10 protein-coding genes are annotated in these 8,181 nt (G+C 26.7%); 9 read left to right on the top strand and 1 reads right to left on the bottom strand.

The window, feature by feature from the left end; translation table 11 throughout:
• The 9 genes from Q0K54_RS11565 to Q0K54_RS11525 all read left to right on the top strand — a co-directional run.
• A partial coding sequence (locus tag Q0K54_RS11565; protein ID WP_308698946.1) for an ImmA/IrrE family metallo-endopeptidase occupies positions 1-383 on the top strand: 383 nt, incomplete at its 5' end.
• A gap of 26 nt (positions 384-409) precedes the next feature.
• The gene (locus Q0K54_RS11560; protein ID WP_294581434.1) at positions 410-1,075 is read left to right on the top strand and encodes a hypothetical protein; all 666 of its coding nucleotides are present in this window, start codon (positions 410-412) and stop codon (positions 1,073-1,075) included.
• Between the two features lie 54 nt (positions 1,076-1,129).
• Positions 1,130-2,542: a ComEC/Rec2 family competence protein gene (locus Q0K54_RS11555; RefSeq protein WP_294581433.1), complete on the top strand. Its 1,413-nt coding sequence runs from the start codon at positions 1,130-1,132 to the stop codon at positions 2,540-2,542.
• Positions 2,543-2,791: 249 nt separating this feature from the next.
• Positions 2,792-3,829 (top strand): DUF4236 domain-containing protein, encoded by a 1,038-nt coding sequence (locus Q0K54_RS11550; RefSeq protein ID WP_294581432.1) that lies wholly within the window; start codon positions 2,792-2,794, stop codon positions 3,827-3,829.
• A gap of 55 nt (positions 3,830-3,884) precedes the next feature.
• The gene (locus Q0K54_RS11545; protein WP_294581431.1) at positions 3,885-4,340 is read left to right on the top strand and encodes a hypothetical protein; all 456 of its coding nucleotides are present in this window, start codon (positions 3,885-3,887) and stop codon (positions 4,338-4,340) included.
• 118 nt (positions 4,341-4,458) lie between these two features.
• Positions 4,459-4,674, top strand: a complete 216-nt coding sequence (locus Q0K54_RS11540) for a hypothetical protein (RefSeq protein ID WP_294581430.1) — start codon at positions 4,459-4,461, stop codon at positions 4,672-4,674.
• Between the two features lie 17 nt (positions 4,675-4,691).
• The gene (locus Q0K54_RS11535; RefSeq protein ID WP_294581429.1) at positions 4,692-5,771 is read left to right on the top strand and encodes a site-specific integrase; all 1,080 of its coding nucleotides are present in this window, start codon (positions 4,692-4,694) and stop codon (positions 5,769-5,771) included.
• Between the two features lie 903 nt (positions 5,772-6,674).
• Positions 6,675-6,818, top strand: coding sequence for a hypothetical protein (locus tag Q0K54_RS11530; RefSeq protein ID WP_294581428.1), 144 nt, complete (start codon positions 6,675-6,677; stop codon positions 6,816-6,818).
• On the top strand, positions 6,790-6,981 hold the full coding sequence (locus Q0K54_RS11525) for a hypothetical protein (RefSeq protein ID WP_294581427.1): 192 nt from the start codon (positions 6,790-6,792) through the stop codon (positions 6,979-6,981). The genes Q0K54_RS11530 and Q0K54_RS11525 overlap by 29 nt, the downstream gene beginning before the upstream one ends.
• 440 nt (positions 6,982-7,421) lie before the next feature.
• On the opposite strand, the gene Q0K54_RS11520 is transcribed toward Q0K54_RS11525, so the two are convergent.
• Positions 7,422-8,081, bottom strand: coding sequence for a DUF5680 domain-containing protein (locus Q0K54_RS11520; RefSeq protein ID WP_294581426.1), 660 nt, complete (start codon positions 8,079-8,081; stop codon positions 7,422-7,424).
• Positions 8,082-8,181 lie beyond the last annotated feature (100 nt).

Raw genomic sequence — 8,181 nt, 5'->3', positions numbered from 1 at the left:
ATAATACAAACAATGTCAGGGAAATTGCTGAATATCTTAATATAGCTATTGAATACCAGGATTTTAGGGCTAAAACATTAGACTCAAGACTAATAATAAATGACGGAGCAGGCTATATTTTTATAAGACCGGATTTAGATAGTGCTTATGAAAATTTTTTAATTGCCCATGAATTAGGGCATTACATACTACATTATGACGAAAATATCAGTTTTAATTTCTTAAGAAGAATATATAAAACACGCTTAGAGAAAGAAGCTAATACATTTGCCTGTCTCCTGCTGATTTGCGAAGAATACGATAATATAAAAATGTGTGATAATATAGAATTTATTTTAAAAGAAAAAGGAATACCATTAAAAATTTGGTATTCGATATTTTAAAAGCAAACCAAGAAAAGAGAAATAATATGTTTAATTTTTTTAAAGAAAACAGAAAAATGCTTATAGTTTTTTTAGTAATAGCTATAGTGTTTCCGATTATCATATTATGTCCTTCACCAATCGGTATAATTCCATACGAAACAGGATTAACTATAGTCGGTTATGGTGGGTCTATATTAGGAGGATTTCTTACTTTATATGGTGTATGGTGGACCATTAAAGACCTAGAAAGCGAAAGAAAACGTACAGAAAAAGAAAAGTTACAAAAAATCAAAGCTGTCGATAGACCAATCATTGATATAGAAATACAATTTCTTGATAATTATGATGGGGATAAAATTAGTGATAACGAAATTGCTATAGAATATACAACTAGAAATATTGGATTACTGGCATCTATAGAAAATGTAATAGAACACAAACTATATTATTATGATAAGGGAAAAGAAATAAATATTACACATAAAGATGAAACCGAGAGTACATTTAAGGCAAATATTCTATTCCCTGATCAGCATATTAAGAATAATCTTTCAACAGATATTGTCAATCCAAATCAACCTATATTGATTGACATCATATGCAATTACAAAAATATACTTAATAAAACGATTAGTTATAAATCTAAGTATACTTTTCAAGTTTATCGAGTCGAACTAAAATGGGAAATAATAGAAATAGAACATAAATAAAAAATTATTATTCTATTCACTATATAATTTTTATATAAAACCGGAGGGATAAAGATGAATTTTAAAAAAGAAAATATTATTAAATACATACGTAATTTTTTAGGATATTTCGTGATAGTGTTTGGTTTTTTCACAATTCCTGCAGTTAGTATTATAGCAGGAATTTTAATAATGATTGTTGGGTTAATGATAACAACTCATTTTAATAAATTATTGCATCGATACAATCTAACAATCAAAAGAAGATATCAAATAATTTTATGTTTTGTGTTATTTTTTGTCGCTATAGGCATTGGGAGTAATAATGTAAGTACTACTACTGTAAGCGATAATGATAATACAGAGAGCGTTATTAAAGAAACAAAAGAAGAAGTTATTCCTTCTAATATTAAGATACATTTCATTGATACAGGCAATTCAGATTGCAGCTTTATACAAACAGAAGATAAAAATATGCTAATTGACGCTGGTGATAATAACGATGAACAAAGAATCGTAAATTATTTGAGTAATTTAGGAATAACAAAAATTGATTATCTTGTAAGCACTCATCCGGATGCTGATCATGCAGGAGGATTAGATGCTGTTGTTAGTAATTTTGACATTGGGCAATCATATGTTTCAAACGGTTCTTCAGATAGTAAAACTTATCGTGATTTTATCTATTCGCTTTCAACAAAAGGTTTAAGTCCTGCAGTTCCTTTAGAGAATACTGCAATTGAATTGGATTCAAATACTAATGTAAAGTTTTATAATACTAAAGCTACAGGTAATGGTAATGCATTATCACTAGTCACATTATTAGAATCTGGAAATCACAAAATGTTATTCATGGGTGATGCAACTGAAAAAGTTGAAAAAAGTATTTTGGGCCAACTGCCAACAAAAATAGATGTTCTAAAAGTTTCACACCATGGTAGCAAATCAGCTACTTGTGATGAATTATTAGACGCTTTAACTATAAAATACGCCGTTATTGAATGTGGTGAAAACAATAAATACAATCACCCCGATAAAGAAGTTATAAATCGTTTAAAAGATAATGATATAAAAACTTTCAGAACCGATAAAAAAGGCAATATAATATTTACTACAAAAAATAGCCAACTTGATTACGAATTTACTGAAACAACTTCAGGAAATGGTTCTGCTCCAGTCACTAAGGACCCTAGTGATGAAATAAAAAAGCAACAAGAAGAAGCCCAAAGGCAAGCTCAAATTGCTGCTGAACAAGAAGCACAAAGACAAGCTCAATTAGAAGCACAGAGACAAGCGGAAGAGGCTGCTAGACAAGCAGCAGAACAACAACAGCAAGCACAAAATGAAGCTATAGTATATATTGCTGGAAGTGGTGACGGTACTAAATACCACTCAAATCCAAATTGTAGTAATATGAAAAATCCTGTATCAATATCTATAAGTGAAGCGCAAAGTCAAGGTTATGAAGCATGCAAAAAATGTTATTAGTTAAAGAATGACATAGAAGGAAATATAAATAAATTACATCTATACTTTTAAAATAAAGTGCAGAAAATAGAGTATAAATATGCATTGAGAATTATCATTAGTTTTCTCCTTCCCTATTAAAACATATTTACAACTCAACAAAGACTGTTTAATAAATTTAAAATAAAATATTTTTGAAAATAATACACATTTTGTTTAATTTAATTAGTTTTTCTATTAAAAATAAGATTAATAATGGGAGATGTATACATGGGATTTAGATATAGAAAAAGTATAAATTTAGGTGGTGGATTTAGAATAAATCTTAGTAAAAGTGGTGTTGGTTACAGTTGGGGAACTAAAGGGTTTAGATACACTAAAACTGCAACTGGTAGAACTAGAACTACTTATTCAATACCAGGAACTGGAATAAGTCATGTTACAGAAACAAGCAATAAAAGAAAAAATAACAATCAAACTACTACATACGATTCAAATACTTATGATACACAAAAAATAGAAAATTCTGATATTTCACATTTTAAAAGTGATGAATATTCAGTATTTTTGCAAGAACTAGAAAAAATACTTGTACTAAATTATCGTACAAACTTATTATTGATTTTTAGCTTTATATTTGCATGTGGAATACCGATTCTATGGATATTATTTGCTATTAGCTTTGCTTTAAAATTGTATCTATTCAATACAGCACGTATAAATTTAGACTATGATATGGATGATTTTAGCAAAGAGATATTTACAAAAAAACAGGATGCTTGGATTGATCTGTTTAAAAGTAATAAAATTTGGCGAATGACAGAAACTTCAAAAGTAAAAAATAAAAAGATTTCTGCCGGAGCAACAAACTTAGTTAAAAGAATAGAAATCAAAAAAATTAAAAAGCCACCATCCTATTTAAAAAGTAACATTAATATAATTCGTTTGAAATTTGGTAAAGAAAATATATATTTTTTACCTGACAGAGTTTTAATTATTAAAAATGGAAAAGCTGGTGCTGTTGCATATGATGATATAACTTTTGAACATAAAGAAACAAGATTTATTGAGTCTAATAAAGTACCATCAGATGCTAAAATAATTGATTATACGTGGCAATACGTAAACAAAAACGGTAGTCCTGATAAGAGATATAAAAACAACAAGAAATTACCTATATGTAAATATGGTGAGATTCATATAAAAAGTAATCTTGGCTTAAATATAGTGTTACTTATCAGTGACCCAGCAAGATTGTCTAATTTAGTTGATATAATTAATTCTATAAACAAATTAAAAGAAGAATAATATCATACTTAGTTGATGATTTAATTTCTATTAGTGAAAGGAGAATAGGATAATTATGAAAAAATTATTAACTTTAACACTGTGCGTTGGATTATGTTTTGCATTAACTGCTTGCGGTAGCGAAAATAATAGTTCTACCAAAAACAATGATAATGCTACCAAAGAAGTGAAAGAAGAACCATTGGATTTGACTGGTAATTGGAAATCTGCAGATATAGAAGAAGGTTCTGAAATGTGGTTTGAAGCTACAATTGACAATAGCACAATTACTATTAATTGGGTAGATAACGAAGGTACTAAGTATCTATACTGGGTAGGAACATACGATGCTCCTACCGAAGCAGCAGATGAATATTCTTGGACTTCAACTAATGATCATACTCAAACAGATTCAGCTATTTTAGCATCTAGTGATGATACAAAAGATTTTACTTATTCTAACAATCAACTATCTTACGAAGCAACAGCTTTAGGAGTAACAAAAACATTTTATCTTGAAAAAGAACAATAACAAAAGTAAAAGCACCACTAACATTTAAGTGGTGCTATTAAAAAAATATAAGCAATTAGAACTTTGAACAACATCTATTATACATTTAAATACAATTAAAAGCAAATAAGGAGCAAACATGAAAAAACAAATTAATAATAATGATGTTGTAACTGATCATAATAAAAATTTAGATTATATTCAAGATAATTACCCTGAATTATTGAACGATTATATAAATTTATATGAGAACAGTATCTTCGCTTGTGATGAAATTTTAGATTCTAAAGATATTATTGATATTCTTTTAATGATAAAAGATTTGGAGAATGAAAAATATAAAACCTTAAATTGATAAAAGAGGTGATTTATGTGTCTATTAGAAAATTTGAAAACAAAAAAGGCATTACTTATGAAGTGAGATTTAACTATAAAGATAAATACGGCAGAAAAAAATATTATTCAAAGCGTGGGTTTAAAAGTTTAAGAGAAGCAAAAAAACATGAGAATTATTTTAAAGCTAAATTTGAAGATGGTTATGAAAAAAAAGAAATAAAAACTGTAAATGAAGTATTTTTCGAAATGTTGAATAGTAACAGCAACATCTGGGCATATTCAACTAAGCAATCTCGTAAACTAATATTTAATAAACATATAGATCCAGTAATCGGAAAATGTGAAATAAACAAAGTTGATTATAAAATTATAACAAGTATAATTAAACCACTTGAAGAAAAATACACTACAAGTACTATAGAGGGAATTGTAGCAACTTTAAAAAGTGTTTTTAATTATGCATATAACATTAAATATATTGATCGATTACCTTTTCTAGAACTAAAAATTCGAGGAAAGGAAAAAGAAAATTCAAAGGATAAAATAATAACAGATGAACAATTTGAACAATTAATTTCTTTTTGCGGAAATTCTTTAAAAGAACAATCTTATAAAATAGCATTTTATATTGCTAGATACACCGGATGCAGATTAGGTGAAATTTTAGCTCTTCATAAAGATGATATTAATTTTAATGATAATACTATTTCAATAAACAAAACATTGTATCATGATTTAGAAAATAAAGACCTTATAATAAAAGATGTAAAAACTAAATCATCTAACGCAATTCTGCCTATGGCAAATATATTGAAAAATATTTTGCAAGATTGGTTTAAAGTTAATCAATATGGCATTGTAATCATTGATAACAATGGCGACTATATCGATCCACAGCATGTAAAAGCAAAACTTCGCCGATTTTCTAATAAGTACAGTCATATTAACTTTCATATGTTTCGACATACATATACTACAATGCTATATAAAAATGGAGTAGATCCAAAAACTGCACAACAATTATTACGACATAAAGATTTTAATACAACAATGTCGATTTATACACACCTTGATGAAAAAAATTTAAAAGATACAATTGACGATATATTTAATTAATTGAGCAACAAAAATGGTTTTTTTATGGTTTTTTCATAATTTATGAATTTTACAAATCTATAAAAGCATTGATTTTACTAGGTTTTATATAAAAATTAAATAAAATGTTACAAACGTAAGCGTTTGTCACATTTTCCTTAATTATAAATGTCTTTTAACATCAATTTGAAAAATCAAATTATTATAAATGAAAAATCAGTAACAATTATTAAACAAAATCTAAGTACTTCACAAATATTTCTGCTTTACGAGATATTTACATATTTTATAAAAGGAATATTGGTATAAAAAAATAACGTTATCTTTAGTTAAATATTCTGATTTTTTTAGGAAAATTAGTTACCACGATAAGCCATGGAGGTTATAATCACGTATCTATTTCATTAGATGAAAATGAAGAGATTTTTTATAGCTTTAATTATAAGGAATTCGTGATTGAAAAACATAAAAATAGAAAATATAGTTCCCGTATATACGAAAACAGGTGTATTAATATCTATGTACCAAATGAAATATACGATGTTTTAGAAAAAGAAATAGCGTTATTTATAAAAACAAGGAACAATATAAGTAGACAAAATTAGGTGTTGTATTATGATTTTTACATATCCCCCATAACTTTAAAAACAAGTATTTTTGTTTGCAGTTTGTTATGGAATTGATTTCAAGTGTTGGCATTGTTATACCCAAAAGAAATGAATCTTGCTATTTACCAAACCATTTTGTTAATCAAATTGATTATCTGTTTCCAATAAAAAAGAAAATTCAATATATTTAACAAATTAACAATTCGTAAATATTTCATAAACATTTTTTAGATAAAACCGCTCTAGAATATGACTGTAAATTAAATAAACATGAATAAGTCATGCTTATTATAAATTATAGAAAAGGAGAAAAAATATGGCAAAATCAAAATTAGTTGAAATGAATAAAAAAATTGAAAAAGAGGTAGTTGATACTTACAAAGGGATTGAAGAAGGAGTTGTTGGAACATACAAAAGCATTGAAGATAGTGTTGTCGGTACTTTTAATAAGATATCTTGATAAGTTTGTAGATAATTATCTTACTAAAGACGATGAAACGGTAGAAGAAGCTAAAGAAAGATTAGCTCAAGAGCAAAAAGATCGCGAAGCTAAGGCAGAAACAGAAAAACTTGAAAGACAGAAAAAACATGAAGAATTAATCAATAAACATCGAGTGAAATAATTTTTAAACTAGATAATTTTATCGTGTGTATTAAAAATAGTTTATTACACACTTATTGTCTATTCAAGTTTATGTAAAGAAGATGAAGATATGTTCTATCAAAAATCAAGAACTTTATTAAGTTGAGAGTGTAAAATAAACTGTATAAGTTGACAGCATATGGTCATAGCTTTACATTTTTTCACTCTCCTTTTTAATATTTACTCTACTTATATAATGATTCTTTTATAAATTAATCTATCTTTTTACTGTAACTTTATTGATTTAATTATTAAACTTAAGGGCACTAATAAACAATTTTTCTATTCAATCATAACTTAATACCCATTATCAAAATAAAAACTAGTTACAAATGCTTACATTTATAATATTTTAAATTCATTTTTACATTAGAGATTTGCAAACAAAAAATCAAAGTAACATATTTATAGTTAATTCATTTATTTTATCATACCACCATGAAACATTCCTTCATAAATTTTGTTTGACTGATAATAAATTTCTTCAAAACCATTAAAAAAATAAAAATCACCATTTGATTTACAAATATAAGTGTAATCCCCATTTTGATAACAATTTTGTCCTCTAAAAGGTTGCTTTTTATTAACCGTCAATAATGCCTCTTTTAAAAAATTACTATTAAACTCATCACTTAATACCCGTCCATAATAATTCATTGCCCAGCAAACTTCATCGTCTTGATAGATAATCTCTTGACCACTAAAAAAGCGACTACCAAAAAAAGAATCACAATATTGAAAATTCTTTTCACTATATTTATAATCATGTGCTCCTTTTCTTAAAGAAACAACTTTATTATTTTTACTTGCATAAGTCTCTTTCTTTGCCATTACAATAAAGTTTTCTAAAGAAGATATATCCATAGTAGTATCGTTTTCCCTAATACACTCATCATCCTTGATTAAAGTATCAATCGTGACCCTAAACAGATTTGACATCTCAATCAAATATTCGACACTTGGATAAATCAGGCCTCCCTCCCATTTCGTAATCGTTTGCCTAGATACGTTTAATTTATCAGCTAAATCTTCTTGACTCATCAAATTCTTTTTTCGATAAAAAGCTATTTTATTTTTCATATCAGATCCTCCTGATAAAAACTATAATATAAATTTAAAATCATCACCAGCAACTTTAATTACCATTTTTGCTACTAAAAAAGACTCCATTTTTAAAATA

Origin of the sequence: uncultured Thomasclavelia sp. (assembly GCF_944324745.1) — a bacterium.
In the GTDB taxonomy this organism is placed as follows: domain Bacteria; phylum Bacillota_I; class Bacilli_A; order Erysipelotrichales; family Coprobacillaceae; genus Thomasclavelia.
This window is presented reverse-complemented; position numbering and strand designations above follow the sequence as displayed.

Coding starts and splice junctions, on each gene's coding strand:
- Q0K54_RS11560 (WP_294581434.1), top strand. CDS start 410: ATGTTTAATTTTTTTAAAGAAAACAGAAAAATGCTTATAGTTTTTTTA.
- Q0K54_RS11555 (WP_294581433.1), top strand. CDS start 1,130: ATGAATTTTAAAAAAGAAAATATTATTAAATACATACGTAATTTTTTA.
- Q0K54_RS11550 (WP_294581432.1), top strand. CDS start 2,792: ATGGGATTTAGATATAGAAAAAGTATAAATTTAGGTGGTGGATTTAGA.
- Q0K54_RS11545 (WP_294581431.1), top strand. CDS start 3,885: ATGAAAAAATTATTAACTTTAACACTGTGCGTTGGATTATGTTTTGCA.
- Q0K54_RS11540 (WP_294581430.1), top strand. CDS start 4,459: ATGAAAAAACAAATTAATAATAATGATGTTGTAACTGATCATAATAAA.
- Q0K54_RS11530 (WP_294581428.1), top strand. CDS start 6,675: ATGGCAAAATCAAAATTAGTTGAAATGAATAAAAAAATTGAAAAAGAG.
- Q0K54_RS11520 (WP_294581426.1), bottom strand. CDS start 8,081: ATGAAAAATAAAATAGCTTTTTATCGAAAAAAGAATTTGATGAGTCAA.